Below are 23,583 nucleotides of genomic sequence, written 5' to 3' on the forward strand. Positions count from 1 at the left end.
GAAGGATCATCCATGGAACTGCTGCGACTCGGCCCCGTCGGCGACGAGCGTCCCTACGTGCGAGAGGCCGGCATCGCGTACGACCTGTCGCCCCTCACCGCCGACATCGACGGCGCCTTCCTCGCCGCCGACGGCATCGCCCGCGTGCGTGCGGCCCTCGGCCGCGGAGAGCTCCCCACCGCCGACGTCGAAGGACTGCGCATCGGCGCCCCGGTCGCTCGTCCGACCGCGGTCGTCTGCATCGGTCAGAACTACGCGGCTCACGCGGCCGAGTCCGGATCCGACCCGCCCGAGCATCCGGTGATCTTCTTCAAGCACCCCAACACCGTGGTCGGCCCGAACGACGTCGTGCTGCTGCCGCCCGGGGCGGAGAAGGTCGACTGGGAGGTCGAGCTGGCGATCGTGATCGGCAAGACCGCCCGCTACCTGTCGTCGCCGGATGCTGCGCGTGAAGTCATCGCGGGCTACACGATCTCGAACGACGTCTCGGAGCGCGCGTACCAGCTCGACGTGTCGGGCGGGCAGTGGTCGAAGGGCAAGTGCTCCGAGACGTTCAACCCGCTCGGGCCCGTACTCGTCCCTGCCGACGAGGTCGACCCGCAGGCGCTGCGGCTGCGATCGTTCGTGAACGGCGAGCCGAGGCAGGACTCTTCGACCGCCGACATGATCTTCCCGGTGCTGCAGATCGTGCACGAGCTGAGCCAGTATCTGGTGCTCGAGCCCGGCGACGTGATCAACACCGGCACTCCGCAGGGGGTCGCGTTGTCGGGCCGCTTCCCGTACCTGCAGGACGGCGACGAGATGACGATCGAGATCGACGGCCTCGGACGCCAGCATCAGCGCACCGAGCGGGTGCACCTGGGCTGAGTTCGACTCCCACCCGGCGGCCTGTGTCCGGGGCACGGTTCCTGTTGCTGAGTGCACCGTGCCTCGGGCAGAGGCCGTCGGTGTTCCGGGTCTCAGCCCGCGAAGGGCGTCACCGGGAGGCCGCGCACGCCCGGTCGCACGGCGAACAGCGAACCCGCCTGGGTGCCGTGGTCGGCGGGCAACCCCTGCGCCGAAGTCGTGATGTACAGCGTGCCGAGGTCGTCGTCGCCGAATGTGCAGGCGCTCACCTGCGGCACCGGCAGTTCGATCGTCGCGACGAGAGTGCCGGATGCGTCGTAGCCGTGCACCGCGCTGCCACCCCACAGCGCCACCCAGATGCTGCCGTCGGCCGCGACCGTGAGTCCGTCCGGCGAACCCTGCTCCTCCGGGATCACGACGAACGCGCGTCGGCCGCGGAGCTCGCCCTCGGCCACGTCGAACACGTCGATGCGGTGCGCCGCGGTGTCGACGTAATAGGCACGGCGACCGTCGGGCGAGAAGCCGATGCCGTTCGAGATCGTCGCCCGCGCCAGCACGGTCGTGGTGTGCAGGTCGGCGTCGACGCGCAGCACGCTTCCGGCATCCGGGGCCGCGTCGTAGGCCATGGAACCTGCGAGCAGGCGGCCGCGAGGATCGCAGCATCCGTCGTTCATGCGCACCTGCGGATCGGTGCCCAGCGAGGCCACGGCCCGCGCCTCGCCGTCGACATCGTCGGCCAGATACAGGGTACGAGCGCCGACGGCCACGAGCCCGCCACCGGAGCGGGGGCGGGCGAAGGCGAGGTACTCGTCGTCGATGTGCTGACGCGTCACGCCGTCGGGGCGCAGCGCGAGCAGGTCTCCCGCGTTTCCGTCGACCCAGCGCAATCCACCCCAGCCTGCCCACCAGACGGGTGCTTCGGCGTGGTGGGCGACAGGACCGGTGACGTTCTCGGGGGTCATGCGTCCTCTCCCGCGTTCGCACCGCGACTGCGCGCCACGTACACGGTGTTCGACGAGGTTCCGCCCGTCACGGCATTCTCGAAGTCGACGATGTGAGCGACGGCGTCATCGAACACGGCGTTCAGCTCGACCATGAACTCCTCGTCGGGCGGATCGTCCGACCACAGGGCGAAGACGCCGCGGGTGGCGAGATGACGGTCGAGCGCGCGCAGGCCGGCGGCGTCGTACAGGTCGGCGTGGGTCGGGTCGAGCTGGTGGCGCGGCGAGTGGTCGACATCCAGGAGGATGGCCGCGTACCCACCCTGCCCCTCGGTGGGTGCCGACCGCATGACGGCGAAGAAGTCGTCTTCGACCAGACTCGTGCGCGCGTCATCGACGAGTTCTGCCGACACGGGCAGCAGCTTGCGCTCGTGCCATCCGATCACCGCGCCCAGCCGGTCGATCACCGTGAGCGAGCTCACCCGCGGGTCGCGCAGTGCGGCGACGGCGGTATATCCGAGTCCGAGTCCGCCGACCAGAACGGAAAGGGCGTCGCCGTCGACCGCAGCCAGGCCCAGGTTCGCGAGCTCTTCCTCCGCCACGGTGAACAGGCTCGACATGAGGTACTCGTCGCCGAGCTTGACTTCGTAGATCTCCTGTCCCACCGCCGGCTCCGTGCGCCGGCGCAGGGTGAGGTCACCGATCGGGGTGGTCTGCCAGTCGAGTTCTTCGAACCGAGTGATCATGCGGCATGCCTCCGTCGTCGTCCGTCTGGGTGGACGGGGTGCGGGCAGAGCCCGCGGGTGTGGTCGCGCGTCAGGACTGTTCGTCGCGACGGGGGAGTCCGATCCGCTCGGGCTCAGGCGTGGGGGTGCTGGTGGGAGTGGTGGATCCGGAGGCAGCGGGTTCGGGAGCCGTCTGTGCCACCGGCGCGGCGATCTCGCGTGCCACCTGCTTCTCGAGAACTGTGACCGCGTCGTCAGAGAGCAGGATGAGACCGTCGAGCTCTTCGCGCACGCGCTTGTAGGCGACGTTGCGCTCGGCCTGTGTGGCCGACTCGTCGACCGCGACCTTCAGCAGCTGCTGTGCGCGGTCGAGACGCTTGCGTTCCGGCTCTGTGAAGGTCGAATCGCGCAGGCGCCGGGCATCCTTCTCGGCGATCTCGAACGCGACCGCATAGTCTCCGACGGCCTGCAGGTACTCGGTGACCTGCTGCTCCGACACCCTGGCGTCTGCGGAGGCGGGGCGCAGCGCATCCGCCGTCTTCTTCGCCCGCAGGAAGGCGGCGGTCAGCGGCTGTCGTCCGTCGCTCATGGCGGGGAAGGCGATGAGCTTCGCGACGTCGAGCTCGTAGTCGAGCCAGCGCGCGGTGATCTCGTCGTGCTCGGCGAACAGACGTGCGACCAGATCGCTCGGGGCGACGGATGCCGTCGTGTCGACGACCGAGGGCCCGCGGCGCTTGGCCTGCTGAGTCAGGGCGCGCGCCTCGATCTCGGCGGTCTTCAACTGCGCCTTCATGCGAAGAGTCTCCAGGCGGCGCTCGTGGCGGCGCTTGGAACTGCGCTCCCATGCCTTCGCGATGCCACCGGCCATTCCCATGATGGGGAAGAGGAGCCACCAGTAGTGCTGCGCGAAGTTCCAGAAGCCCTGGATGAACTCGTCCATGATGCGTTCAGCCTACTTCTCCGGTGTCGGTCCGGGACTCCGAAGCTGTGCGGCGGGGCCGGTGTCCGGGGGAGGCGTCCGGACCGGGTCAGCTCTTCGTGAGGTCTTGCGCGAACATGACCAGGATCCCGCTCGGGCCGCGCAGATACGTGAGCTTGTAGACGTCCTGGTAGTTCGCGACGCCGCGGAGCGGGTGGTAGCCGTGGCGGGCGGCGATCGCGAGTGACTCGTCGATGTCGTCGACCGAGAAGGCGATGCGGTGCATGCCGATCTCGTTCGGCTGTGTCGGCTCGGTCTCGATCGCGTCGGGGTGGATGTACTCGAACAGCTCGATCTGGCCATGTCCGTCGGGCGTCTGCAGCACTGCGATCTTGGCGTGGTTGCCGTCGAGCCCGACCGCGGTCGACGCCCACTCTCCGCTGACCTCGTCGCGCCCGAGCACGGTGAGGCCCAGGTCGGTGAAGAAGGAGATGGTGGCTTCCAGGTCGCGGACGGCGATGCCGACGTTCTCGAGTGTGATGGGCATGGGTCGGATGCTACTCGCGATCCTCGCCCACGTCAGGGCTACCGTCCGAGCTTCTCGGCGCAGGAGACGCAGTACTCCGCGAACGGTCGTGCCTCGAGGCGGCCGGCGGGGATGGGTCTGCCGCAGTTCGCGCAGAGTCCGTAGGTGCCGGCATCCATGCGGGCGAGTGCCTCGTCGACCTGACGCAGTTCGGATGCTGCGGCCTCGGCGAGCCCGGTCAGCCGCGACCACTCCGAAGACAGCGTGACACCCTCGGGGTCGTGTTCGTCGTCGTCGTTCGAGCCCGCCCGGTCGTGAGTGAGCTCGTCGAGAGTCGCGGCCGTCGCCTGCACCCGCGCCTCGGCCTGAGCGCGCAGTGCGAGCAGGCGGTCACGGGCGTCGGCGGTCATGCGCCCACTCTAAGCACAGCCACCGACGTCCGTCCTCGACGTTTCGAATCGCGTGAATGGCCCCATCTGGCGACGAGATCGGGCCATTCACGCGATTCGAACGCGAACCGTTCGGCCGCTAGGCGGAGGTCCGGGTCGTCGGCACCGAGTCGGTCGTGGTCGGAACGGCCACTGACTTCATCCCGGGGTGATCGCGCTCGAGCGCAGCGCCCTCCATGTCGACGTTCGGCAGGATGCGGTCGAGCCAACGCGGCAGCCACCAGGCCGAGCGCCCGAGCAGGTGCATGAGCGCGGGCATCAGCAGCATCCGCACCACGAACGCGTCGAGCAGCACGCCGAACGCGAGGCCGAACCCGATCGAGCGGATGATCGTCGACTCCGAGAAGATGAACCCGCCGAACACCGACACCATGATGAGGGCGGCGGCGATCACGACCGAGCGTCCGGCGCGGAACCCCTGGGCGACGGCATCGCGTGCCGAGGCCCCGTGCACGTAGGCCTCGCGCATGCCGGAGGCGAGGAACAGTTGATAGTCCATCGCGAGCCCGAACAGGATGCCGACGAGGATCACGGGGAGGAAGCTCAGGATCGGCCCGGTGCTGTGCAGCCCGATGATCTCGGCACCCCAGCCGAACTGGAACACCGCCACGATCAGGCCGTACGTCGCGAACAGCGAGAGCACGAACCCACCCGTCGCGATGAGCGGCACGAGCAGCGAGCGGAACACCACGATCATGATGAGGAGCGAGAGTCCGACCACGACCACGAGGTACAACGGTAGGACTCCGGCCAGTGCCTCGGAGATGTCGATGTTGATGGCCGCCTGACCCGCGACGCCGAGAGTGATGCCGTCGCCCACCTTCGGCATCGAACGGAGGTCCTGCACGAGCTTCTCGGTCGACGCGCTGTTCGGGCCCTCCTCGGGCACGACCTGGAACGCGAGGAGGGTGTTGTCGTCGGATGCTGCGATCGGCGCGACGGCCACCACGTCGTCCTGATCCGCGATGGCCTGGGCGATCGTGACCTGCGTGGAGAGCAGGTCGTCGTCGCTGACCGCGTCGTCGAGGGTCGCGGTGACGAGGAGCGGCCCGTTCGCGCCTTCGCCGAACTGCTCGTCGACGGTCTGGAAGGCGCGGTAGCTGGTGGAGTCGCTGGGCTCGCTCGATCCGTCGGGCAGTCCGAGCCGCATCGACATCGCGGGGATCGCGATGATCAGCAGGGCGACGACGCTCACGAGCGCGGTGACGATCGCGCGGAGGGTCGACATGCGCTTCACGGGCTTGCCCGCAGCGTGCTCCTGGCCGATCGTGGCGCGGGCGCGACGGCTCAGCAGGCGCGTGCCGACGAGCCCGAGAATCGCGGGTGCGAGGGTGATCGCGACGAGCACGGCGACCGCGACGCAGACCGCGCCGACCGTGCCCATGAGGCCGAGGAAGGGCACGCCGGTCACGTTGAGCGCGAGCAGTGCGACGATCACGGTCGTGCCGGCGAACACGACGGCCGTGCCGGAGGTGCCCGTGGCGAGGCCGATGGATTCGCGCACCGGGACCCCGGCGAGCAGCTGCTTTCGGTGTCGGTTGACGATGAACAGCGAGTAGTCGATGCCGACCGCGAGGCCGAGCATCACACCCAGGACCGGGGTCACCGACGCCATGTTCACCACTCCGGAGAAGGTGAGGGATGCCGTGACGCCGACTCCGACGCCGACGATGGCCGTGACGATCGGGAGGGCGGCGGCGAGGAGCGAGCCGAGCATCACGATGAGGACGATCGCGGCGAACACGAGCCCGACAGCCTCGCCGACACCGAAGATCTCGGGGACGCCCTGCGCGATGTCGGTGCCGAAGTCGACCTCGACGCCGTCGATCGGAGCCGACTCGAAGTGGTCGATCGCGCCCTGCTTCACCTCTTCCGAGAGCTCGAGGCGCGGGTCGACGAACGAGATGTTGACGATGGCGGTCGATCCGTCTTCGGAGACCACGCCGATGCCGTCGGCCAGGTCGAGGAGGGTCGAGCCCAGCTCCACCTGGTCGGCGTTGTCGTCGAGCGTGATGCGCGACTCGTCGAGCTGTGCGTTCTGCGCCGAGAGCTGGGCGAGCTGCGCGTTCACGGCGGCGATCTGGGCGTCGAGGGCGGCGAGCTGAGCGGAGCCGGCACCGGACTGCTCTGCCTGGGCGCGGGCCGCCGTGAGCTGCGTGAGACCGTCGTTGAGCTGGGCCCTGCCGGCGTCGAGCTGCGTCTGGGCGGCATCCAACTGCGTGCGGCCGTCGGTGATCTGCGTCTGCCCGTCGGCGAGCTTCTGCGCCTGGTCGTCCTGCTGCTTCTGCGCGTCGAACGGATCGATCACCCGTGCGACGCCGTCGAGATCTTCGGCGCTCACGGCGAGATCGGAGATGGCCTTCTTCTGCTCTTCGGTGAAGGGCGATCCGTCTTCGGTCTTGTACACGACCGTGCCCGTGCCGCCGGCGGTGTCGGGCAGCTTGTCGGCGAGCTCATCGATCACCGCACCGGAGGCGGTGCCCGGGATGTCGAAGCTGTTGCTCAGTGTGCCGCCGAGGGTGAGGAAGGCGCCGACGCCGATGCCGAGGATCAGGACCCACGAGACGATCACCGTCCAGGCCTTACGTGCAGCGAACGAACCCAGACGGTAGAGCAGTGATGCCACAGTGGTCTCCTTCAGACTCGAAAGATCATACGGCACGTCTCGTCTAGGGATCTGTAGCTATCCTGAATCCATGGTCAACGAGCATCGGAGCGGGCCCGTGCGCAGCACGGCGGCGCGCGAGGCGATCCTCGACGCGACCTCCCGGCTGTTCCACGCGCAGGGGTATGACCGGCTCACGATCGAGGGCATCGCCAAGGAAGCCGGCGTCGGCAAGCAGACCATCTACCGCTGGTGGCCGTCGCGGGGCGCACTGATCGCCGACTGCCTGGTGGACGGACGCCTCATCCCCGTCGACTTCGTCGTGCCCGACACAGGCGACCTGTTTGCCGACGTCGAGACGTGGTTGCAGTCGGTCTTCGGAATCCTCGCGAGCACGCAGGGCCAGGCGTTGCTGCAGTCGCTGGTCGCGGCCGCCGCCGAAGATGCCGCGGTCGGTGCCCACCTCGGCGGAAGCCTCGGCGTCGAACAGCACCTGTCCGAGCGGCTGCGCGGCGGCATCCGCGACGGTCAGCTGCCGGAAGATGCACCGATCGCGCAGATCGGTCGGGCGATCCTGGGCGCGATCATCGTGGAATCGCTGGGCCGCGAGAGCCACGGACCCGACGGGATCATCGAACTGATCCGGTACCTCTTCACCCGCTGAGCACTCGACGTTCTCCCGCTACTCGAGCCACTCCGTGACGAAGCGGTCGTTCGCGTGAATGTGCGTGGCCTCGTACGTGCCGCCGTCGAGCACCTCGAACCGGTGCGAGACGAGCGCCGGGACGACGAGGATCTGCCCGCTGATGCCGACAACCTGCTCCTCCCCGACCGTGAAGAGGGCGCGACCGCGGTGGATCACGAACGTCTCGGCGTACGGATGAAGATGAAGACGCGGCCCGCGCCCCGGAGTTGTGATGAACTCGCGCATGATGCTCACGGGCGAGCCGAGGATGAACCCCTCGATGTCTTCGTCTCGGGCGACGTCAACCGGCTGGATGCTCATGCTGCCTCCGTTCCCGCCCGAGGGTACGCCTTCGGAAGAGAGCGGTCGAGAGGTGGCGTGCCGGGTCGAGTGCGCGTCAGCCGAGGAGCAGTGTGATCACGGTCGCGCCGCCACCGCCGAGGACGAGCGCGATGATGACGGTCCACGCGACGATGCGGATGCGCCGGTTGCGCTTCTCGCCGAGGTCGCCGTAATCCTCTTCGTTCGGGTTCTGCCGGCTGACGTCGCTCATGCGGTGGCCTCCGTGACGGTCGGGCCGAAGTACGACGGGAGGGTGGCCTGCGAGCGCTCGCGCAGCTCGGCGGCCGAGACGGTGAACACGCCCTGCACTTCGAGCTTCGCGCCCTCGCTATCGGTCACGCCGATGCGCATCACCGGGTAGTCGCGGCCTTCGCAGAGGCCGCGGAACTTGACGTCGTCTTCGCGCGGAACGGTCACCAGCACGCGGCCGGTCGACTCGGAGAACAGAGCGGATGCGGCATCCACTCCATCGCGCTCGAGGATCTCGTTCAGCCAGACGCGCGCGCCGACGCCGAAGCGCATGACGCCCTCGGCGAGTGCCTGCGCGAGGCCGCCTTCGGAGAGGTCGTGCGCCGAGGAGATCAGCCACTCGTCGCGGGCAGCGGAGAGCAGGCCGGCGAGACGCTTCTCGCCGGCGAGGTCGACCTTCGGGGGCAGACCGCCGAGGTGCTGGTGCACGACGTCGGCCCACGCCGAACCCGAGAGCTCGGTCGAGGTAGTGCCGAGCAGGTAGATGTTCTGGCCCTCGTCCTGCCATCCGGAGGGGATGCGGCGCGAGACGTCGTCGATGATGCCGAGCACGCCGACCAGCGGGGTCGGGTGGATCGGCACATCGCCGGTCTGGTTGTAGAACGAGACGTTGCCGCCGGTGACCGGGGTGCCCAGCTCGTAGCAGCCGTCGGCCAGGCCGTCGACCGTCTGGCCGAACTGCCACATGACCTCGGGGTTCTCGGGAGAGCCGAAGTTCAGGCAGTCGGTGATCGCGGTCGGCACGGCACCGGTCACAGCCACGTTGCGGTACGCCTCGGCGAGGGCCAGCTGCGCGCCTGCGTAGGGGTCGAGCTGGCAGTAGCGGCCGTTGGCGTCGGTCGAGACCGCGAAGCCGAGACCCGACTCCTCGTCGACGCGGATCATGCCGGCGTCGTCGGGGAAGCTGAGGGCCGTGTTGCCGAGCACGTAGTAGTCGTACTGGTTGGTGATCCAGCTCGTGTCGGCCAGGTTCGGCGAGGCGACGAGGTTCAGGAACTGCTCGCGCAGCGTCTCCGGGTCGTTCGCGCGGGGCAGGTTCTCGGCGGCATCCGCCTGCAGGGCGTCGATCCACGTCGGGTACGCGACCGGACGGTCGTAGACGGGGCCGTCGACCGCGACGGTCGAGGGGTCGACGTCGACGATGCGCTCGCCCTGCCAGTCGATGATGAGGCGTCCGTCGCCGGTGACCTCGCCGAGCACGGAGGTCTCGACCTCCCACTTGTTCACGACCGCGAGGAACGCGTCGAGCTTCTCGGGCGCGACGATCGCCATCATGCGCTCCTGCGACTCCGACATGAGGATCTCCTCGGCCGTGAGCGTGGGGTCGCGCAGCAGCACGTTGTCGAGCGAGACCTTCATGCCGCTGTTGCCGTTGGCTGCGAGCTCGCTGGTCGCGCAGGAGATGCCGGCAGCGCCCAGATCCTGGATGGCCTCGACGAGCTCGCCGCGGTACAGCTCGAGGCAGCACTCGATGAGCACCTTCTCGGCGAACGGGTCGCCCACCTGCACGGCGGGACGCTTGGTCGGGCCGGTCGAGTCGAAGGAGTCGGACGCGAGGATGCTCGCGCCGCCGATGCCGTCGCCACCCGTGCGGGCACCGAACAGGACGACCTTGTTGCCGACGCCGGTCGCGTTGGCGAGCTTGAGGTCTTCGTGGCGCAGCACGCCCACCGCGAGCGCGTTCACGAGGGGGTTGGCCTGGTAGACGGCGTCGAACACCGTCTCGCCCCCGATGTTCGGAAGTCCCAGGCAGTTGCCGTAGAAGCTGATGCCGCTGGTCACGCCGTGCACGACGCGGGCGGTGTCGGGGTGGTCGACCGCACCGAAGCGCAGGGCGTCCATGACTGCGACCGGGCGGGCGCCCATCGAGATGATGTCGCGGACGATGCCGCCGACGCCGGTCGCCGCACCCTGGAAGGGCTCGATGAACGACGGGTGGTTGTGCGACTCGGCCTTGAAGGTGACGGCCCAGCCCTCGCCGACGTCGACGACGCCCGCGTTCTGGCCCATGCCCACCATCAGGCGTTCCTTCATCTCGTCGCTGACCTTCTGGCCGAAGCGACGGAGGTAGTTCTTCGACGACTTGTACGAGCAGTGCTCGCTCCACATGACGGAGTACATCGCCAGCTCGCCCGAGGTGGGGCGGCGGCCGAGGATCTCCTTGATGCGCGCGTACTCGTCGGGCTTGAGTCCGAGGGCCGCGTACGGCTGCTCCTTCTCGGGCGTCGCGATCGCGTTCTCGACGGAGTCGGGGACGTGCTGGTGGGAAGGTGCAGGGGCGGTGGTCACGCGCACTCCAAAGGAAGGGGCCGGCGGGGCAGGCTCAGTCTACCGGCGCGGGTGGGGCGGCTCTCCCGCGGGCTGCGGAGTCAGAGTCGGTCAATGAGGACCGCGGCGATGTCTCTCCGCGTGTGGAGCACCCGGTGCACTCGTACAGCATCAGGGTCGTCGGTGTAGATGACGAGGTACGGGTGGCTCCGAAGAGGGAAGGCGCGGATGTCGGGAATCTCGGTCACCAGCTCGAAGCGGGCCTATCCGAGCGAGGGGTATGCGGTGAGTCGACCCATCGCATGCCGGAGATCGTCGATGAATTCGAGCGCGACCTCCGGCCCAGCGTCACCGAGATAACGGGTGACCGCGCCGGCGATGTCGTCGTCGGCCCGCCGAGTCGTGACGAGACGCTGCGGGGTCACGCGTCGGGCGCGTCGGCGTGGACGCGGTCTCGAAGGCGGTCGAAATACGCCTGGTCCACCACGGAACCGGGCCCCGACGTCATCCCGTCGACGACGAGCGACCGCAACTGCTCCCGAGACTGCTCGTGGCGAATCAGCTCACGCACGAACTCGCTGCTGTTGCTGTAGCCGCGTTCGGTCACCTGAGCTTCGACGAAGTCCTTCAGTGCGTCCGGAAGAGAGATGTTCATCGTGGCCATGCCCCCACGCTAATGCCGATGGCAAAGTTTGTCATAAGGTCAGCAAACTTGAATCTCGGAACGGATGTCGCTCCGTCGCGGCCTCGCGCCGGGAAATGCGGAAAGGTCGTGAAACTCGAAGGATCAAGAGGGCGAGTCATCCGCCGCGGCGAACCGCTCGGCCAGCAGTGCGGCAGCCTCCCGCAGTGCTGGCGGACCCACCACGGTGAACGGTGCGTCGAACCGCGCGACCGAGGCCAGCACGCCCACCCACGACCATGACCCGACCATCACGCGGCACGAGCCGTCGGCGAGCTCCTCCAGCTCCCCGTCGCCGACCCAGGGCGCGATATCGCGAGCAGGAAGCGCGATCACGACCTCCCCCACGCACGGCCAGCGGTCCTCCGCCGTCGAGCCCTTCGCCCGCGCTGCGAGGAAGGTCTGCGCATCCGCGGCAGGCAAGGGGCGCGGCGTGAATGACGGTCCGGTCGGGATGCGCGGTGCCATCCGATCGAGGCGGAACGTGCGCCAGTCCTCGGCCTCCAGATCCCACGCGAGTAGGTACCAGCGTCCCTCGCGCGCCACGACGGCGTGCGGCTCGGTGCGTCGGGCGGGGCGGTCCCGGTCGGAGCCGTAGTCGAAGCGCAGCACCTGGAGGTCGCGGACGGCCGCGCTCGCCGCCTCCAGCACCGCCGGGGCGACCCTGGTCGTGTTCTCGGCGTCGGTGAAGCGGATGCCGTCGACGCGATGGCGTAGGCGGGACGGCATCACCTGGCGCACGGTGGCGAGTGCGCGGGCGGCGCCCTCGTCGATGTCGATCCCGCTCGACGGCACCGTCTGCAGTGCCACGGCGATCGCGACTGCTTGGTCGTCGTCGAACAGCAGGGGAGGAAGTTCCGATCCGGCCGCGAGACGGTAGCCGCCGTCCGGACCCTTGATCGCACCGATGCGGTAGCCCAGCTCGCGAAGGCGGTCCACGTCTCGGCGCACCGTGCGCGCACTGACCTCCAGCCGTTCGGCGAGCACGCGGCCTGGCCAGTCCCGCGGTGTCTGCAGCAGCGACAGCAGCGCGAGCATGCGTGACGAGCTTCCGGTCATGGGTTCAGTCTGATCGAAGTAGAGGACAGAAACCGACCGCTACCGCTGGGATCGTTGCTTTCACGCGGTCCCGAACGGAGGAGCGCGGCAGAAGAAACGCAGCAGAAGGAGACCCCAATGACCATCAGCACCACGACCCACCTGAACTTCCGCGGCACGGCCCGCCAGGCGCTGGAGTTCTACCAGTCAGTCTTCGGCGGCGAGGTGACCGCGGCGACGTACGGACAGTTCGGCATGCCCGAGGGCATCCCCGGCTTCGACAAGATCGTGTTCGGGCAGCTCGAGTCCCCCACGGCCATCCGCCTGATGGCCTACGACATCCCGGGCCAGGACGACCAGGACCCGGCGGCGACCGCCGGGGCCACGCGCCGTGAGAACGGAGCGACCATTACCGACCGCACCTTCTTCCAGTCGCTGCGGGCCGACTCCCTCGACGAGATCCAGCGTTACTGGGACGGGCTCTCCAAGGGCGCGACCATCGTCGAGCCGTTGGCCGCGTCGGCGTGGTCGGCTGGCTTCGGCATGCTCACCGACCGCTTCGGCGTGACCTGGGTGCTCGACGTCGCCGGTTGAGCCTCGGTTCCGGGCACTGTCCCGGGAGTCGCGTGCATAACTCAGGAGAACTTCTGCAGATCCGGTTCCGAGAGGCGATTCGAGCCATCTGCGGGGTGATTCTCCGGAGTTGTTCACGCCCCGGCCGGTGCCCCGGTCGGGGCCGTCTCTCGGCGGGGCCCGGAATCGCGTCACGGATGGAAACGCGAAATGCGACGGCACAGCGGTATCCGTAGATTGGTGGGACCCGTTGCGAATGGAGTCCCCGTGTCCGAGATCCGCGTCCTGCACACGTCCTGTATCGACGCCGTCGGCTGAGCCGGCGGGAACTTCGACCATGACCGCGGACCGTTCGTCTCTTCCCTCGCATCCGTTCGATGCGCGCACCCGTCTCTTCCTCGATCGGCCGCAGAGCCGCAAGTGGAGTCTGCATCCTGGACACATCGGGGCGTGGGTGGCGGAGATGGACTTCGGGGTGGCTCCCGAGATCACGGAGGCGCTGCACCGGGCGATCGACGGCGAGAACCTGGGCTACCTCTCACCTCCGCAGGCGGCGCAGCTGGGCGAGGCGACGTCCGAGTGGATGCAGGGTGAGTACGGCTGGACGGTCGATCCGGAGCGGGTGCATCCGGTATCGGACGTGATGGCCGCGCTCGGGGTCGCCGTGCAGGAGTATGCGCCGGCGGGCTCGCCCGTGATCGTGCCGACTCCGGCGTACATGCCGTTCCTGACGTATCTGCCTGCCATCGGGCATCCGGTGATCGAGGTGCCGGGTGTCGAGGTCGACGGGCGCTGGCAGCACGACCTGCAGCGCATCGACGAGGCGTTCGCCGCGGGGGCGCGGACGCTCGTGCTCTGCAACCCGCACAACCCGACCGGCACGATCGTCGGGCGCGAGGAGCTGGAGGCGATCGCCGAGATCGTCGAGCGGCACGGCGGGCGGGTGTTCGCGGATGAGATCCACGCGCCACTGCGATACGACGGTGCGCCATTCGTGCCCTACGCGTCGGTGTCGGAGGCGACGGCCGCGCACACGGTGACGGGCACGAGTGCGTCGAAGGCCTGGAACATCCCCGGGTTGAAGACCGCGCAGCTGATCACCTCGAACGATGCCGACCAGGAGCTGTACAAGCGGTTCGGCTTCGCGGTGCAGCACGGTGCGGCCACCCTCGGTGTCGTCGCCTCGACGGCTGCGTATCGGTCGGGGAAGCCGTGGCTGACGGAGGTGATCGAGTACCTCGACGGATCGCGCCGCGAGCTCGCATCGCTGGTGGACGAGCATCTTCCCGGAGCCGTGTATCGGGTGCCCGAGGCGACATACATCGGATGGATCGATACCTCTGCGCTGGGGATTCCGGGACCGCCGGCTGAGTTCTTCCGTGAGCAGGCCGGGGTCGTGCTGACCGAGGGGCGCCTGCTCGGGCGCGGTGCCGAGGGCTTCGCGCGGGTCGTGTTCGCAACTCCCCGTCCGATCCTCGAAGAGGCGTTCGCGGCGATGGGCGATGCGGTGCGTCGGGCTGGTCTCGCGGCCTGATCGAGGGGCGTCGGATGGCGGCGCGGATGCTGTCAAGGCCCTCTTCAGTGTCGGACGCCTGACGTAGAAAGGAACGCGAGAGAAGGGATCCCGCATGGCTGCAGGCGATATCGAGACGTTCCACCGCCACGGCATCTGGTTCAACCGCATCGAGGGCGAATCCCAGACTTTGGGCAGTAGCTTCGTGAGCGAGGCCGAGGCGGTGAAGGTCGGTCGCAGTGCGGCGGTCGCGCGTCAGGTCAAGCACACGGTGCGCACGGAAGAGGGCCCGTCGGCCGACTCCTCCGCCTACGACCTGCACCCGCGCGAGCTGATCGGCCGATGACGGTGGCGTCGGACTCCGACCCCCACCGACGGATGCTGTTGCAGGCATGCGTCAACGGCGCCCGCGAGCCGGTCGAGCACCCGTGGCTGAGTGCGGACGCCTCGGTCGTGGCCGACGATGCCGCGCGTGCCGTCGCTGCGGGAGCGCAGGAGGTGCACGTGCACCCGAAGGATGCGGCCGGGCGCGACAGTCTCGCCGCCGATGATGTCGCCCGGTGGGTGTGGGCGGTGCGCTCCGCGATTCCCGGGGTGCCGGTCGGGGTGACCACGGGAGCGTGGGCCGAGCCCGATGTCGAGCGTCGTCTCGCGGTCATCGAGGCGTGGACGGAGTTGCCCGATCACGCCTCGGTCAACTGGCACGAGGCTGGGGCCGACGAGGTGGCTGCCCTGCTGCTGAAGCGCGGCGTCGCGGTCGAGGCCGGACTCTGGGATGCGGCCGGCTTCGAGGTGTGGAAACGCTCGCCCGTGAGAGGTGAGTGCCTGCGGGTGCTGATCGAGCTCCCCGACGAGCCGACCGAGCTGCTCCGTGAGCACGCCGAGGGGATGATCGCGCACGTCGAGCTCGAGGAGCCTGATCTGCCGATCCTGCTCCACGGTGAAGAGGGTTCGACGTGGCCGGTGTTCGACCTCGCGGTCGAGCTCGGACGTGCGACGCGCATCGGGTTGGAAGACACTCTGCTGCTTCCCGACGGTGCGCCCGCGCCGGGGAATGCCGCCCTCGTGCGGGCGGCTGTGGCGCGGGTGCGGGGAGTCTGACCGACCCGGTGCCCGTCGTGCAGATGGGCATCCGGCCGACCTAGGCTCCCGCCATGCCGTTCTCCGACTACGTCCAGTCGATCCGCGCCCGGATCGGTCATGACCTCCTTCTGCTGCCCGGTGTGACCGCGGTCATCCGCGAGGGGGAGCGGTTCCTCCTTGCGCGGACGTCGGGGTCGGACGAGTGGGGTCTGATCGGCGGAGGCGTCGAGCCGGGCGAGGATCCGGATGAGGCGATCGCTCGCGAGGTGCAGGAGGAGATCGGCGCACGCATCCGCATCACGGGGATCGTCGGTGCCTTCGGCGGTGAATCGCTCGTCGTGACTTATCCGAACGGCGATCGCGTGTCATACGTGTCGACCGCGTTCGCGTGCGAGCTGCTCGACCCGCCGGTGCCCGATCAGCACGAGGTCGTCGAGGTCGGATGGTTCACGCGTGACGAGATCGAAGAGCTGCCGCATCCGGTGTGGGTGGATCGGATGCTGGCTGACGCGTGATGGGTCGCTCTCACGCCGAACTGCGCGGATGCGAGTACTCCCCCGGGGTCTGCTAGCGTCACAGTCGTCGCTCGACTCCCTCCTCAGAAAGAAATCATGAACGCTGCTGCCGCCAAGACTGTGTCCGCCTTCGCTCTCCTTGCGCTGCTCGGGGTGGGGGTCGTCGGGTGCAGTGGTGAGCCGGCGTCGAATGGCCCCAAGGGCGACACGCAGTCGTCGACATCGGAGGAGAAGCAGGAGGCGCCCGAGCCCGTCGACCTGACCGGCGAGTGGAAGCAGTCGAACTCCAACGATCCCGAGAGCTTTCAGACGGCGACGATCACCGCCGACACCATCGAGGTCTTCTGGAACGCACCCGACACCAAGTCGCTCTACTGGGCGGGCACGGTCGAGGTTCCGCAGGACGGCTCCACCTCGTTCGCCTGGGACTCGGCCAACGACAAGACCAAGACCGACTCGGCCATCCTCGCGTCGGGCGATGACACCAAGACGTTCACGTTCGAGAACGGCGAGCTCTCCTACGACGTCACGGCCATGGGCACGACGATGACGGTGCGCCTCACGCAGGAGTGACGTCGGCGCGTCGCGGGGTCACCCCTCGCCCGCGCGCTCCCAACCCCGCCAGTCGGGGCGATCGACGATGCAGAAGCGGTTGCCTTCCGGATCTTCCATGATCACGTAGTCGGCGTCGGCCGGGCGGCCGTCCCAGTGCACCTCGCGCGCGCCCAGGTCGAGGAGCCGCTGCACTTCGGCGGTCTGATCCTCGGCGTAGATGTCGAGGTGGATGCGCGGAGGCAGCACCCGCTCGGAGTGGTGAGCGTCGAGCGCGATGCAGGGAGCGTCGGCATCGCGCGGCTTCAACACGACCCAGTCGTCTTCGGCCGGGTCGCGTTCGACGTAGTCGAGCGCTGCCCTCCAGAACGTGGACTGCGCGGGGAGGTCGTTCACGCGGATCACGACCGACACGAGCTTCAGCATGGCGACGAGTTTAGGTCGAGGGCGCGGACACGGCTATCGGGGATGCCGGATACGCGAAACGCCCCGCCGTTCGGGTCGGCGGGGCGTTGGTCTCGCGGGTGCGGCTTACTGCACCGACCATCCGCCGTCTGAGGCGAGGATGGCGCCGTTGATGTTCACGGCGTCGTCCGACAGCAGGAAGGTGATCGAGGCCGCCAGGTGCTCGGCCGTCGCCACGGTCGGGATGGCCTGCTGGAACGGGGCCAGGCGGCCGGATCCGTACTCCGACATGTTCGGAGGCATCGGGATGCCGGTGGCGACGCCGCCCGGGGCGACGGAGTTCACGCGGATGCCCTTCGGCCCGTACATGAAGGCCGCCGACTTGGTGACGCCGATGATGCCGTGCTTGCTGGCCGTGTAGGCATTGCCCGAGGCGTTGCCGCGCAGGCCCGCCTCGCTCGAGACGTTGAGGATCGCGCCGCGCCCGGCAGCTTCCATGACGGGGATGACCGCGCGCATGAGTTTGAACGGAGCCGTCAGGTTGATCGCGATGACGCGGTCCCAGACGGCATCCGGGGTCTCGCCCGCGGGGGAGAAGTCGTCGTTGATGCCGGCGACGTTCGCGAGGCCGTCGATGCGGTCGCCCGCGGTGGCGAGGACGGCGTCGATCGCGTCCTGCTTCGTGAGGTCGCCCGCGACCGTGACGATGTCGGCGTCCGGGAGCTCGGCTTTGAGGGCGTCGAGCTTCTCGGCGGCGATGTCGCTGGCGATCACGCGTCCGCCTTCACGGGCGATGCGGGAGGCGGTGGCCTTGCCGATGCCGGAGGCGGCGCCGGTGACGATCACGGTCTTGCCGGCGAAGCGGCCGGAGGTGACCTTCTCGGTCCAGCCCTCGGAGGCGTCATCTTCGGGGATCTCGCCGTCGTTGGCCGCGCGCACCAGGTCGTCGACGACCGACTGGGGGAGCTGACCCTGGCTCATCGCGACGAGCTGCTGCAGGGGGAGGCCGAGTACGGGGGTGAGCAGTTCGGGGTCGGCACCCGTCTTCTCGAAGAGCGCGCGGATGAGAGGCCCGCCGGTCGGGTCGTTCATCCAGTCGCCGATGGTGGAGTGTGCGGTGAGGGCCATGCTCTTTCTCCTTGTTCGAGTTTCGCGTTTCGCAACGGTGCGTCTACTTATGTTCCAGTGTACGCCTGAGTACGCTCGAAAGGTGCCTCGTCCTCGCAGTGAGAAAGCCCGCCAGTCCGTGCTGGAGGCGATGCGGCGCGCGCTCGCCGCAGACGGCTACGAGGCCGTGACGATCGAGGGTCTCGCCGCCGACGCCGAGGTCTCGAAGCAGACGATCTACCGGTGGTGGCCGTCGAAGGCCGCGATCCTCGGTGAGGCGCTGCTCGAGGGAGCGCTGCCGGGCGCCGAGGTGTCGGTGCCGATGACGGGCGACCTCGGTGCGGACCTGCGGGCGTGGTTCTCGGCGATGTCTGACGGGCTGGCTCGGCCCGAGGGTGTGGCGCTGGCGCGGGCGCTCATCGAAGTGACGGCGGCCGACCCCGAGCTGGGCTTGGTGTTGAACGAGCGGCTGGCAGCGCCTATTCGCGAGTGGGTGGCCGAGCGGGTGTCGCGCGGGCGTGCCGACGGGGATGTGCGGGCGGATGTGGATGCTGCCGCGATCGCGGATCAGTTCATCGCGATGGCGTCGTACTCCGCGCTGATCGGGCAGCCGTTGAGTGCGGAGCGGGTGGAAGAGACCGTGGTGCGGTTGTTGCGGGGGATTGCGGCGGGCTGAGCCTCTCGCTGGATTGCTGAGTGGCGCGACGTTCGCGGTTCTCAATGCTGCACTCGACAGATGCGCTGTGGTCGAGAATATCGGTTATGACCTCATATGTGTGCTTTCATGTGTCACATGACACAAGCAATGCGATCTCGCGGCATTCTCCTTGCAGGTGGACTCAGTCTTGTTCTCGCTCTGCTTCCCGCTACTGCGCAGGCGGCCGTCCCGGGGGAGCCGAGCGATATCGCCGATGTTCTCGAGGACGCTGAGACTGCTGCGGTAGGAACTCCCACGCCGTCGGACGTCGGGTTGCCGATGCTGCAGGCGGACGGCCCTGACACATCGGTCGCTCTGAATGGAATCGATTCGGAAGTCACTTTGGGTGGCTCCGAAGGGGCAGAGATCTCCGAGGCGGACCAGTACGCAATCGCGGAAGGCGACTCCGTCACCTATGCAGTCAGTTTTCCTGAGGAAGGAGCGACGAGATTCTCGGCAATCCTGTCTGCTCCACCTGAGGAGTATCCCGAGTGGACCTTCGAGAGCGGCACTCAGCTGCTGCTCCTCGGCGACGGGTCGGTGTCGGTTTCGGATGCTGATGGCTTCGTGGGTGGTGTCGAAGCTCCTTGGGCCATCGATGCAGCGGGTCAGCCGCTACCTACGCACTATGAGATCTCCGGTTCAACCCTCACGCAGATCGTCGACACGACTGGAGCGACCTTCCCCGTTGTCGCAGATCCGACGGTGCAGTTCTTTGGACCGTACATTCAGGTCCACCTGAACAAGGCTGAGAGCCGCCTGGCCGTCGGAGGCTACGCGGCCTGCGCTGGCGTGCTGAGCAAGTCACCTGTGCCATTTGCGAAGCTCCTTCAAGTCGCGTGTACAACAGTCGCCGCGATCGGTGCGACACAACTGGTGGGCAACCGATGCATCTCGATCCACTACGTTGTCGGCGTTGGTGGGCCGGCGGGTGTGTGGTGGCCGTGGGTGAGGAACTGCTAGAGATAGACATCATGCTTTATGTCGCGGTAGGCGTAGCTCTTCTCCTCTGGGGAGTGATGGTGGGGCGAGCGGGCAGGAAGCTCGGCACTCTTCTCGCCATCGTTCCCGTTCTGGTGTGGTTCGCGGTCCTTGCGTGGTTCGGTTCGTCGGGAAACCTCGACAGCGCGGCCGGAGACGCGCTTCCGGCGTACCTCGTGATCGGGCTCCTGGCCTTTGTGATCGGCGTCAATCTCACCAATCGCTCCGTGGCCGTGCGCAATTCACGACGGAAGCCGTGACCTGGTTGGCATGCGAAGCCGGTGCTCCTGCACGTGGAGGCGCAGTGCGTCGGCGGCGAATCTCGCGGCGGCCTCGCTGCCGAACGTGACGTGGAAGTCGGGGTTTTCCGCATACATGTCGGCCATGCCGAGGACCATCGCTGCGGAGTTCGTGGCGTCGCCGGAGTGGGTGGGGGTTCCGGGAATCTCGGCGAACCACTCCAGGTGAGCGGCGGCGTGCTCGCGCGCATCCGGGGAGCCCGGTTCATGGCCTTCTTCCTGCAGGGCGCGCCAGCGCGCGAGGAGGGCGTCCGTCCTCGCCTTCCACTCTTTCTGTTGGCCGACGGACTTGCCGTGCCACCACCGGTTGGACGCTTCGAAGGCCTCGCGTCCCCACTGCTCGACGACCTGCGTCTCATAGCCGTCGTTGAAGCCCTGCAGCATCACATCCATCTGCGGTTCGCGGCCCTGGCTTCGCATGCTCAGGGTGTGCTCGACCGCGGCGATGCGGTCATCGACAGCGCTGCGCTCAGCCGCCAGTTGCTCCAGGTGCGATCGGAGCGCGGTGATCTCGGCGGCGGGAGTCTCTGCGGCGTCCAGGACCGACGCGATCTCGGCCAGGGGCATGCCGGTGTCGCGAAGAAGCAGGATGCGCTGCAGTCGAGCGACCGCGTCGGGTCCGTAGTAGCGGTAGCCGTTGGACCCGACGCGGTCGGGAGGGAGGAGTCCGATGCGGTGGTAATGGCGCAGGGTGCGGCCGCTGATGCCCGCACGTTCGGCGACTTCGTTGACGGTCCACTCCATCGCGGTCTCCACGGTTTCAGTGATGCTCAGCGGCGGTCATGCCGGCGAGTCCGAGCCTCGGCAGAGCGGTCGACAGGATGTCGGCTGTGGGGGTTCGCGCGGACTGAGCGGCCGTGCGGCCGGTCGCTTCACGATACTCCCGCACAATTCGTGCACCCGCGGCGTAGCCGGCTCCCGTCGGCAGGCCGACCGGCTCCGCCCCGAACAGCCGGGCTGTCGCGTCGCCGAGCACCCAGGCGGCGAAGTCTTGCATCCCCGTGACGTCGAGGCCGGTAGCGACCTTGGCCAGCACGGCGTCGTCGGTGCGGGTCTGCTCGGAGACGAAGTGGGTGTACCCCGAGTCGCCGTACAGCTCCGAAGCGAACACGTCGGCAAGGCCCTCGGACACGACGTGCTCGCCCACCGTCACCGTGGACGGGTTCCACACGACGCCGCCGGGTGAGTAGCGGACGTTGTGGTGCAACTCATGCACGGCGATGGCTTCGAGTCGGTCGAGCACGCGCGGGGTCGGCCAGACGGTGAGGGCGATGTAGCCGCTGATGCCGCCGAACCCAGAGAGGCCCTGCACCTCGGTCATGAAGTGGTCGTTGCTCGGGTCGCCGAGAATGAGGAGCACGGTCAGGTCGGGCACGGCCAGGCCCGGGGTAGCAGCCTTCAGAGCGGCGATTCCCGTCTCGAGGGCCGCTTCGATGCGCCGCCACGCGTCAGCGGTGATGAGGGCATCGAGTCCCTCACCCAGTCGGTCGGCATTGGCGTCTGCATCGAACCCGAAGTTCTGCCGATGCACGTCGGCCATGTCGAGCCCGCCGGGGATGAAGTGGTACATCCCGGCCATCGGAGCCCACATCTCGCGCACCAGATCGGGGCGCGCCTCGGGGGTTGCATTCAGGATGTGCGTCATCACGGATGCGCTGTCGATCAATGAAATGGTCATGTCGATCGACTGTAAACATTGACGTCGGGACAAGGTCAACAGGGTGGGTCGCGTGGGCTAGAAGTCCCCTTCGGCGACTTGGAAGCAGGTCAGTCCGCGCGATCGCCACATCTCGACCACGCTGCGGCGATCGTCGACGACACCGATGACGGTGAAGTGCGGCTCGATGTGGGTGTCGTAGATCTCGGCCTTCACGATGTTGTCGGCGCGCTGGTCACCGGTGCGGCGGAGCAGGAGGCGGTCGAACGGGATCTCGTTGAACGTCAGCCAGGCCTCGGTGGCGCGACGGGCGGTCTCGTCGCGGCCTGAGACGACGATCAGGGCATCGACGTCGGGGTGTGCGGCGAACGCCTGAGCTGCGACGACGACCGGGTGGTTCGGGGTGTCGATCGACACGTTTCGCATGTCGTACGGCGAGCGGTCGCCGATGAGGGCGAGAGTGCCGTCGACGTCGAAGATCCAGGCGCGAGGGCTATCGGTGGGCATGGTGCGAGGGTACTTGTCCTCTGGGGGCGGATTGTCCAAGGGAATCGCTGATCTGGGATCATGGCGACCATGGATTCCGTCGACTTTCCAGTGCTCTTCGCTGAGTTGATCGAAGCTCTTGAGTCTCCGAACGTGGCGGATTGGATCACCGCGGGCGCGACCATCCTCACGCTGGTAGTCGCGGTGTTCGCTCTGACGTACGCTCGCGGTCAAGTGGCCGAGGCCCAATCCGCGCGCCGGCAGGCAAGGGAACTGGAAAAGGAGCGCTCGCAACCGTACGTCGTCGCCTATACGGAGCCATCCGGTGCCACTCCGGCGATCATTGATCTCGTCGTCAAGAACTATGGGCAGACGGCCGCGCAAAATGTGAGACTCGAGCTCGACCCGTGGCCCGTGCGTTCAGACGGAACTGCAGGTGGTGAACGCGTCGCGGTTCCGGATCCGATTCCCGTGCTCGCACCCGGCCAGGAGTGGCGAACAATGTGGGACAGCGCGAGTGAGCGCGGTTCTTCTGAACATCCCGATCGACATGCCGGGCTCGTTCGATACGAGGGCATCGATCGCGAAAGCCGCGAATCCGAGGTAGTGCTCGACTGGGCCGTCTACAAGACGCGTAGGTGGGTTCAGGTGTACGGCGAGCATGACTCAGCGAAAGCGCTCCGTGACATGCGCGGGATCATGAAGAAGTGGAGCGAGAGCATCCACGGATCTCTGTCGGTTTACGTGCGCGATGGTCACGCCAAAGATGAGTCCCGCCGGGCGCATTTTGAGGCGTTTCAGGCGGGCGGGGAAGTCTCGAACCCTCGGCCGAAGCGAGCGCCCCTTCCGCGTCCCCGAGTGCAGCGGCGTCGACGGGCGTAGTCACACGGCGCCTCGCCAGTAGCCCCCGGGTCACGGATGTCCTCCGGGGGCGTCAACCAGCGGTTGAGCGGCTTGCATCGGTCCGCCCTTCCGCGAACCGCGCCTGCGCCCGGTCCTGACGGCGCGGCACCTCGACCAGCTCCGTCGCCTTCGGCAACCCCATTGGCTTCGTCGACACATAGACGCTCTCAGCGGTGTCGACGCGGAAGGTCTCGTGCCAGATTCCCACCGCTCCCGGAGCCTTGCGGGCTGCGCGGTTGAAGGCGGTCCAGGCGGGGCGGTGCTCCTGGTTCGGGCTGGACGCGTAGGCGTAGAGCTTGTCGACGGATGACCAGTACTGCACGACGTAGGGTCCGCCTGAGCCGAAGAGCAGGTGGTAGCCGAGCATGCCCGAGTCGGGGTCGGTGCTGAGTTCGCGCAGCATCCCCGGCATGGCGAAGAAGGCCGGCATCCACAGGTCGGGGCGCCACCAGCGGTTGATCTGCATCCCGATGTGGAACACGACGAGCTCGCCCTCGTGGCGGTGGGTCATGCGGCCCGTGATGGCTTTCGACATGA

General features: G+C 68.0%; 30 protein-coding genes. 12 read left to right on the top strand and 18 right to left on the bottom strand.

The window, feature by feature from the left end; genetic code table 11:
• Positions 1–12: 12 nt before the first annotated feature.
• Entirely contained in the window at positions 13–867 is an 855-nt protein-coding gene (locus ACFVWL_RS08045) for a fumarylacetoacetate hydrolase family protein (RefSeq protein WP_387180777.1), read from the top strand.
• A gap of 92 nt (positions 868–959) precedes the next feature.
• Here ACFVWL_RS08045 and ACFVWL_RS08050 read toward each other — a convergent pair whose 3' ends face one another.
• The 6 genes from ACFVWL_RS08050 to ACFVWL_RS08075 all read right to left on the bottom strand — a co-directional run bounded on the left by ACFVWL_RS08050 (position 960) and on the right by ACFVWL_RS08075 (position 7,032).
• Entirely contained in the window at positions 960–1,808 is an 849-nt protein-coding gene (locus tag ACFVWL_RS08050; protein WP_387180780.1) for an SMP-30/gluconolactonase/LRE family protein, read from the bottom strand.
• Positions 1,805–2,533, bottom strand: a complete 729-nt coding sequence (locus tag ACFVWL_RS08055) for a spermidine synthase (protein ID WP_387180783.1) — start codon at positions 2,531–2,533, stop codon at positions 1,805–1,807. Before ACFVWL_RS08055 ends, ACFVWL_RS08050 begins: the two co-directional genes overlap by 4 nt.
• A 70-nt stretch (positions 2,534–2,603) precedes the next feature.
• Positions 2,604–3,452 carry a hypothetical protein gene (locus tag ACFVWL_RS08060; RefSeq protein WP_387180786.1) on the bottom strand — a complete coding sequence of 283 codons (849 nt, stop codon included), beginning with the start codon at positions 3,450–3,452 and terminating at the stop codon, positions 2,604–2,606.
• A gap of 88 nt (positions 3,453–3,540) precedes the next feature.
• A complete protein-coding gene (locus ACFVWL_RS08065) occupies positions 3,541–3,978 on the bottom strand; it encodes a VOC family protein (protein ID WP_387180787.1) in 438 nt (145 codons plus the stop codon).
• 38 nt (positions 3,979–4,016) lie between these two features.
• The gene (locus tag ACFVWL_RS08070) at positions 4,017–4,367 is read right to left on the bottom strand and encodes a TraR/DksA family transcriptional regulator (protein WP_387180790.1); all 351 of its coding nucleotides are present in this window, start codon (positions 4,365–4,367) and stop codon (positions 4,017–4,019) included.
• Between the two features lie 118 nt (positions 4,368–4,485).
• Positions 4,486–7,032 carry an MMPL family transporter gene (locus tag ACFVWL_RS08075; RefSeq protein ID WP_387180793.1) on the bottom strand — a complete coding sequence of 849 codons (2,547 nt, stop codon included), beginning with the start codon at positions 7,030–7,032 and terminating at the stop codon, positions 4,486–4,488.
• 70 nt (positions 7,033–7,102) lie between these two features.
• Here ACFVWL_RS08075 and ACFVWL_RS08080 point away from each other — a divergent pair, with 70 nt between their 5' ends.
• Positions 7,103–7,675: a TetR/AcrR family transcriptional regulator gene (locus ACFVWL_RS08080; protein WP_387180795.1), complete on the top strand. Its 573-nt coding sequence runs from the start codon at positions 7,103–7,105 to the stop codon at positions 7,673–7,675.
• An 18-nt stretch (positions 7,676–7,693) separates the two neighbouring features.
• Here ACFVWL_RS08080 and ACFVWL_RS08085 read toward each other — a convergent pair whose 3' ends face one another.
• From ACFVWL_RS08085 to ACFVWL_RS08110, 6 genes are all read right to left on the bottom strand, one after another.
• Positions 7,694–8,017 carry a cupin domain-containing protein gene (locus tag ACFVWL_RS08085; protein WP_387180798.1) on the bottom strand — a complete coding sequence of 108 codons (324 nt, stop codon included), beginning with the start codon at positions 8,015–8,017 and terminating at the stop codon, positions 7,694–7,696.
• 76 nt (positions 8,018–8,093) lie between these two features.
• Positions 8,094–8,249: a hypothetical protein gene (locus ACFVWL_RS08090; protein WP_387180799.1), complete on the bottom strand. Its 156-nt coding sequence runs from the start codon at positions 8,247–8,249 to the stop codon at positions 8,094–8,096.
• On the bottom strand, positions 8,246–10,576 hold the full coding sequence (gene purL, locus ACFVWL_RS08095; RefSeq protein ID WP_387180801.1) for a phosphoribosylformylglycinamidine synthase subunit PurL: 2,331 nt from the start codon (positions 10,574–10,576) through the stop codon (positions 8,246–8,248). The genes ACFVWL_RS08090 and purL overlap by 4 nt, the downstream gene beginning before the upstream one ends.
• A gap of 242 nt (positions 10,577–10,818) precedes the next feature.
• Complete coding sequence (locus ACFVWL_RS08100; protein ID WP_387180804.1) at positions 10,819–10,980, bottom strand: hypothetical protein; 162 nt, start codon at positions 10,978–10,980, stop codon at positions 10,819–10,821.
• The gene (locus ACFVWL_RS08105) at positions 10,977–11,219 is read right to left on the bottom strand and encodes a ribbon-helix-helix domain-containing protein (protein WP_028501436.1); all 243 of its coding nucleotides are present in this window, start codon (positions 11,217–11,219) and stop codon (positions 10,977–10,979) included. The genes ACFVWL_RS08100 and ACFVWL_RS08105 overlap by 4 nt, the downstream gene beginning before the upstream one ends.
• A 123-nt stretch (positions 11,220–11,342) precedes the next feature.
• Complete coding sequence (locus ACFVWL_RS08110) at positions 11,343–12,296, bottom strand: helix-turn-helix transcriptional regulator (protein ID WP_387180807.1); 954 nt, start codon at positions 12,294–12,296, stop codon at positions 11,343–11,345.
• Between the two features lie 117 nt (positions 12,297–12,413).
• Here ACFVWL_RS08110 and ACFVWL_RS08115 point away from each other — a divergent pair, with 117 nt between their 5' ends.
• From ACFVWL_RS08115 to ACFVWL_RS08140, 6 genes are all read left to right on the top strand, one after another.
• Positions 12,414–12,869: a VOC family protein gene (locus ACFVWL_RS08115; RefSeq protein WP_387180809.1), complete on the top strand. Its 456-nt coding sequence runs from the start codon at positions 12,414–12,416 to the stop codon at positions 12,867–12,869.
• A gap of 316 nt (positions 12,870–13,185) precedes the next feature.
• Positions 13,186–14,382, top strand: coding sequence for a MalY/PatB family protein (locus ACFVWL_RS08120; RefSeq protein ID WP_387180811.1), 1,197 nt, complete (start codon positions 13,186–13,188; stop codon positions 14,380–14,382).
• A 94-nt stretch (positions 14,383–14,476) separates the two neighbouring features.
• Positions 14,477–14,707, top strand: coding sequence for a hypothetical protein (locus ACFVWL_RS08125; RefSeq protein WP_387180813.1), 231 nt, complete (start codon positions 14,477–14,479; stop codon positions 14,705–14,707).
• Complete coding sequence (locus tag ACFVWL_RS08130) at positions 14,704–15,462, top strand: 3-keto-5-aminohexanoate cleavage protein (RefSeq protein ID WP_387180815.1); 759 nt, start codon at positions 14,704–14,706, stop codon at positions 15,460–15,462. Before ACFVWL_RS08125 ends, ACFVWL_RS08130 begins: the two co-directional genes overlap by 4 nt.
• A 53-nt stretch (positions 15,463–15,515) precedes the next feature.
• Complete coding sequence (locus tag ACFVWL_RS08135) at positions 15,516–15,959, top strand: NUDIX domain-containing protein (RefSeq protein ID WP_387180819.1); 444 nt, start codon at positions 15,516–15,518, stop codon at positions 15,957–15,959.
• A gap of 96 nt (positions 15,960–16,055) precedes the next feature.
• Entirely contained in the window at positions 16,056–16,532 is a 477-nt protein-coding gene (locus tag ACFVWL_RS08140; RefSeq protein ID WP_387180820.1) for a hypothetical protein, read from the top strand.
• 18 nt (positions 16,533–16,550) lie between these two features.
• On the opposite strand, the gene ACFVWL_RS08145 is transcribed toward ACFVWL_RS08140, so the two are convergent.
• On the bottom strand, positions 16,551–16,937 hold the full coding sequence (locus ACFVWL_RS08145) for a VOC family protein (protein WP_387180823.1): 387 nt from the start codon (positions 16,935–16,937) through the stop codon (positions 16,551–16,553).
• Between the two features lie 105 nt (positions 16,938–17,042).
• Entirely contained in the window at positions 17,043–18,044 is a 1,002-nt protein-coding gene (locus ACFVWL_RS08150; protein ID WP_387180824.1) for an SDR family NAD(P)-dependent oxidoreductase, read from the bottom strand.
• A gap of 82 nt (positions 18,045–18,126) precedes the next feature.
• On the opposite strand from ACFVWL_RS08150, the gene ACFVWL_RS08155 reads away from it, so the two are divergent.
• The 3 genes from ACFVWL_RS08155 (at position 18,127) to ACFVWL_RS08165 (ending at position 19,961) form a co-directional block, all read left to right on the top strand.
• Positions 18,127–18,699, top strand: coding sequence for a TetR/AcrR family transcriptional regulator (locus ACFVWL_RS08155; RefSeq protein WP_387180827.1), 573 nt, complete (start codon positions 18,127–18,129; stop codon positions 18,697–18,699).
• A gap of 117 nt (positions 18,700–18,816) precedes the next feature.
• Positions 18,817–19,683 (top strand): hypothetical protein, encoded by an 867-nt coding sequence (locus ACFVWL_RS08160; protein WP_387180830.1) that lies wholly within the window; start codon positions 18,817–18,819, stop codon positions 19,681–19,683.
• Positions 19,684–19,694: 11 nt separating this feature from the next.
• Positions 19,695–19,961, top strand: coding sequence for a hypothetical protein (locus ACFVWL_RS08165; RefSeq protein WP_387180832.1), 267 nt, complete (start codon positions 19,695–19,697; stop codon positions 19,959–19,961).
• Here the strand turns inward: ACFVWL_RS08165 and ACFVWL_RS08170 are convergent.
• The 3 genes from ACFVWL_RS08170 to ACFVWL_RS08180 are packed head-to-tail and all read right to left on the bottom strand — an operon-like array spanning position 19,944 to position 22,164.
• Complete coding sequence (locus ACFVWL_RS08170) at positions 19,944–20,756, bottom strand: MerR family transcriptional regulator (protein ID WP_387180835.1); 813 nt, start codon at positions 20,754–20,756, stop codon at positions 19,944–19,946. The two genes, ACFVWL_RS08165 and ACFVWL_RS08170, sit on opposite strands and share 18 nt — an antisense overlap.
• Before the next feature lie 4 nt (positions 20,757–20,760).
• On the bottom strand, positions 20,761–21,678 hold the full coding sequence (locus ACFVWL_RS08175; RefSeq protein ID WP_387180836.1) for a DUF2268 domain-containing protein: 918 nt from the start codon (positions 21,676–21,678) through the stop codon (positions 20,761–20,763).
• Positions 21,679–21,735: 57 nt separating this feature from the next.
• A complete protein-coding gene (locus tag ACFVWL_RS08180) occupies positions 21,736–22,164 on the bottom strand; it encodes a polynucleotide kinase (protein ID WP_387180839.1) in 429 nt (142 codons plus the stop codon).
• A 69-nt stretch (positions 22,165–22,233) separates the two neighbouring features.
• Between ACFVWL_RS08180 and ACFVWL_RS08185 the strand changes: the two genes are divergently transcribed.
• The gene (locus tag ACFVWL_RS08185) at positions 22,234–23,025 is read left to right on the top strand and encodes a hypothetical protein (RefSeq protein WP_387180841.1); all 792 of its coding nucleotides are present in this window, start codon (positions 22,234–22,236) and stop codon (positions 23,023–23,025) included.
• 52 nt (positions 23,026–23,077) lie between these two features.
• Here the strand turns inward: ACFVWL_RS08185 and ACFVWL_RS08190 are convergent, their stop codons facing one another.
• Positions 23,078–23,581, bottom strand: a complete 504-nt coding sequence (locus tag ACFVWL_RS08190; RefSeq protein WP_387180844.1) for a DUF4188 domain-containing protein — start codon at positions 23,579–23,581, stop codon at positions 23,078–23,080.
• Positions 23,582–23,583 lie beyond the last annotated feature (2 nt).

Source organism: Microbacterium sp. NPDC058269 (assembly GCF_042881445.1).
GTDB lineage: Bacteria > Actinomycetota > Actinomycetes > Actinomycetales > Microbacteriaceae > Microbacterium.

What these genes read in the sequence shown, in the direction of transcription:
- ACFVWL_RS08050 (WP_387180780.1), bottom strand. Translation starts at nt 1,808, where the DNA reads ATGACCCCCGAGAACGTCACCGGTCCTGTCGCCCACCACGCCGAAGCA.
- ACFVWL_RS08160 (WP_387180830.1), top strand. Translation starts at nt 18,817, where the DNA reads ATGACACAAGCAATGCGATCTCGCGGCATTCTCCTTGCAGGTGGACTC.
- ACFVWL_RS08145 (WP_387180823.1), bottom strand. Translation starts at nt 16,937, where the DNA reads ATGCTGAAGCTCGTGTCGGTCGTGATCCGCGTGAACGACCTCCCCGCG.
- ACFVWL_RS08060 (WP_387180786.1), bottom strand. Translation starts at nt 3,452, where the DNA reads ATGGACGAGTTCATCCAGGGCTTCTGGAACTTCGCGCAGCACTACTGG.
- ACFVWL_RS08120 (WP_387180811.1), top strand. Translation starts at nt 13,186, where the DNA reads ATGACCGCGGACCGTTCGTCTCTTCCCTCGCATCCGTTCGATGCGCGC.
- ACFVWL_RS08055 (WP_387180783.1), bottom strand. Translation starts at nt 2,533, where the DNA reads ATGATCACTCGGTTCGAAGAACTCGACTGGCAGACCACCCCGATCGGT.
- ACFVWL_RS08110 (WP_387180807.1), bottom strand. Translation starts at nt 12,296, where the DNA reads ATGACCGGAAGCTCGTCACGCATGCTCGCGCTGCTGTCGCTGCTGCAG.
- ACFVWL_RS08140 (WP_387180820.1), top strand. Translation starts at nt 16,056, where the DNA reads ATGAACGCTGCTGCCGCCAAGACTGTGTCCGCCTTCGCTCTCCTTGCG.
- ACFVWL_RS08185 (WP_387180841.1), top strand. Translation starts at nt 22,234, where the DNA reads ATGGATTCCGTCGACTTTCCAGTGCTCTTCGCTGAGTTGATCGAAGCT.
- ACFVWL_RS08085 (WP_387180798.1), bottom strand. Translation starts at nt 8,017, where the DNA reads ATGAGCATCCAGCCGGTTGACGTCGCCCGAGACGAAGACATCGAGGGG.
- ACFVWL_RS08175 (WP_387180836.1), bottom strand. Translation starts at nt 21,678, where the DNA reads ATGACCATTTCATTGATCGACAGCGCATCCGTGATGACGCACATCCTG.
- ACFVWL_RS08070 (WP_387180790.1), bottom strand. Translation starts at nt 4,367, where the DNA reads ATGACCGCCGACGCCCGTGACCGCCTGCTCGCACTGCGCGCTCAGGCC.
- ACFVWL_RS08165 (WP_387180832.1), top strand. Translation starts at nt 19,695, where the DNA reads ATGCTTTATGTCGCGGTAGGCGTAGCTCTTCTCCTCTGGGGAGTGATG.
- ACFVWL_RS08190 (WP_387180844.1), bottom strand. Translation starts at nt 23,581, where the DNA reads ATGTCGAAAGCCATCACGGGCCGCATGACCCACCGCCACGAGGGCGAG.
- ACFVWL_RS08105 (WP_028501436.1), bottom strand. Translation starts at nt 11,219, where the DNA reads ATGGCCACGATGAACATCTCTCTTCCGGACGCACTGAAGGACTTCGTC.
- ACFVWL_RS08090 (WP_387180799.1), bottom strand. Translation starts at nt 8,249, where the DNA reads ATGAGCGACGTCAGCCGGCAGAACCCGAACGAAGAGGATTACGGCGAC.
- ACFVWL_RS08125 (WP_387180813.1), top strand. Translation starts at nt 14,477, where the DNA reads ATGGCTGCAGGCGATATCGAGACGTTCCACCGCCACGGCATCTGGTTC.
- ACFVWL_RS08045 (WP_387180777.1), top strand. Translation starts at nt 13, where the DNA reads ATGGAACTGCTGCGACTCGGCCCCGTCGGCGACGAGCGTCCCTACGTG.
- ACFVWL_RS08115 (WP_387180809.1), top strand. Translation starts at nt 12,414, where the DNA reads ATGACCATCAGCACCACGACCCACCTGAACTTCCGCGGCACGGCCCGC.
- ACFVWL_RS08130 (WP_387180815.1), top strand. Translation starts at nt 14,704, where the DNA reads ATGACGGTGGCGTCGGACTCCGACCCCCACCGACGGATGCTGTTGCAG.
- ACFVWL_RS08065 (WP_387180787.1), bottom strand. Translation starts at nt 3,978, where the DNA reads ATGCCCATCACACTCGAGAACGTCGGCATCGCCGTCCGCGACCTGGAA.
- ACFVWL_RS08150 (WP_387180824.1), bottom strand. Translation starts at nt 18,044, where the DNA reads ATGGCCCTCACCGCACACTCCACCATCGGCGACTGGATGAACGACCCG.
- ACFVWL_RS08080 (WP_387180795.1), top strand. Translation starts at nt 7,103, where the DNA reads ATGGTCAACGAGCATCGGAGCGGGCCCGTGCGCAGCACGGCGGCGCGC.
- ACFVWL_RS08180 (WP_387180839.1), bottom strand. Translation starts at nt 22,164, where the DNA reads ATGCCCACCGATAGCCCTCGCGCCTGGATCTTCGACGTCGACGGCACT.
- ACFVWL_RS08135 (WP_387180819.1), top strand. Translation starts at nt 15,516, where the DNA reads ATGCCGTTCTCCGACTACGTCCAGTCGATCCGCGCCCGGATCGGTCAT.